1 protein-coding gene is annotated in these 1,764 nt (G+C 54.6%); it reads right to left on the reverse strand.

Features of this window, described 5'->3' with window-relative positions; all coding sequences use genetic code 11:
* Nucleotides 1–126: 126 nt before the first annotated feature.
* Entirely contained in the window at nt 127–1,620 is a 1,494-nt protein-coding gene (locus tag HMPREF3227_RS07980; RefSeq protein WP_066511964.1) for a DDE-type integrase/transposase/recombinase, read from the reverse strand.
* Between the last annotated feature and the right edge of the window lie 144 nt (nt 1,621–1,764).

Below are 1,764 nucleotides of genomic sequence, written 5' to 3' on the forward strand. Positions count from 1 at the left end.
TGTTATGTCCATGAGGTTTTTGGACTGGGAGTCCAGCTACTTTTTGGACTCGGAGTCTAGGGACTTTGTGGACGTGGAGTCTCCCCGCTTTTTGGACGGGGAGTCCACGGAGTTTTTGTACTGGTGCTAGCTTGGCTTCTCCCGGCGGCTTGGCCGTGGCCCAGAGAGGTTGGGTTTTAGCTCTGGGGGTTGTCGGTGCCACATGCCGACAACGTGGTTTATGTTGATTTGACCGCCGGGTGGACGCTGATTCAGTTGGATCGGTAGCGGAAATGAAAACAGTTTCTCACCGTCGTGATCAGTAAAAAATTCCGCATAGTCATCGGTTACGCTGCTGTAGATGGCTCGATTTTTAAAGCGCAGCCCGACGTAGAGGCCGTGTCCCATGACGCGTACCACCCCGCTTTTGTTGATCCACAGCTTGTCCGGGATAGGCCAGAGTGCATTTACACCGGTAGAGCTTGGCATTACGGTTGAGGAATCGGCATGGGGTGTATCTTGCTGGATCGCCTGAGTGTCGTTGCCTGGTGCCCTGTTTGAAGCTGCAACTTCAGGCAGGGCATTGTCTGTCGCGACCACCGTGTCGGCTGCTAAGGTATCTGCCTGGTTGTCGGGGTGAATCCGGTGATATTGTTTCGCGATTTTCGTCCATAAAACATCCGGGTCAATCGGCTGCGTCGGTGACTGGGCATGCGAGATAATCTCCCAGGCTTGGGCTGGGGTGATGTGCATCTTGCCCCTAAGAAGTCCTTGGTGACGACGGCGTGTGTTGTAGAAGTTGCGGTAGTCGACAATCAGCTGTTGGACCTGCGCCAGCGTCGTGGGGGTACGAGCATCCAAAAACTTGGTCATGGTTTGGTGCGATCGCTCGTCTTTGCCTTGCGTCGTGGGAGCAAAACCCGCACTTGATTGAACTCCCAGGCTGGCGAGCCAGCGTTCGGTTTGCGACAGCCGGCCGCGATGGTAGGTGGCAAAGGCATCACCGTTGTCAGAGAGGACTTCTTGGGGAAGTCCGTAAGCATCAATGGCTCCACTTAGCGTGATGCGGGCATCGGTGCCGTTTTCTGGAGTTCCAAAAGCTTGGGAGCCGACGTCGAAGCGGCTGGCATCGTCGATAACTTGGTAGATAGTCACCTGCGTGTGAGGCACATCGAAGAGTCTGTAGACAAACGCATCGATCTGCCACAGTTCATTGACTTGGCCCCTGGCAAAGTGCCTGTAGGACTTACGCGGTCGTTTACGTGCATTGATGTCAGCGACGCCAGCCTCGTGCAACCATTGTGCGATTAAAGCTCGCGACGGTGGTTGGTCGTAGCCGAGTTCATCGAGGAAGAAATAGAAGATTGACCATGGGCCACAGTCTTGGCCGCGGGCTTGTAACGTACCGCGAGCTTGCAGGACCTGTTGTCGAATCTTGTCATCGTAGACCCGTCGCGGGTTCAGCGGTGCCGTGCTGTCCGGCACGATGCCAGCCCGCCCACGTTCGGCGATACGTGCTTTGATGTTGTAGTACGTCTGCTTCGATACGCCGATGTTCTTGCAGAACTGCTGGACCGTGATGCCCTCACGGATGGGATCGAAATCCGCTATCTTCTTGCGGAGAGTAATGGGAATTGCCATCCCCACATTCTCAAGAAGCCAGAGCCCAAAAAGTCGTTAGACATCCTGTCCATAAACTTCCTGGACTCCGCGTCAAAAAACTAATTGGACTCCGAGTCCAAAAAGTCAATGGACTCCGAGTCCAAGAAGTCACTAGACATCACA

It is taken from the genome of Corynebacterium sp. CMW7794 (assembly GCF_001563605.1).
Classification (GTDB): domain Bacteria; phylum Actinomycetota; class Actinomycetes; order Mycobacteriales; family Mycobacteriaceae; genus Corynebacterium; species Corynebacterium phoceense.

Excerpts from the sequence above, each read along its gene's own strand:
- HMPREF3227_RS07980 (WP_066511964.1), bottom strand. The coding sequence starts at position 1,620 with ATGGCAATTCCCATTACTCTCCGCAAGAAGATAGCGGATTTCGATCCC.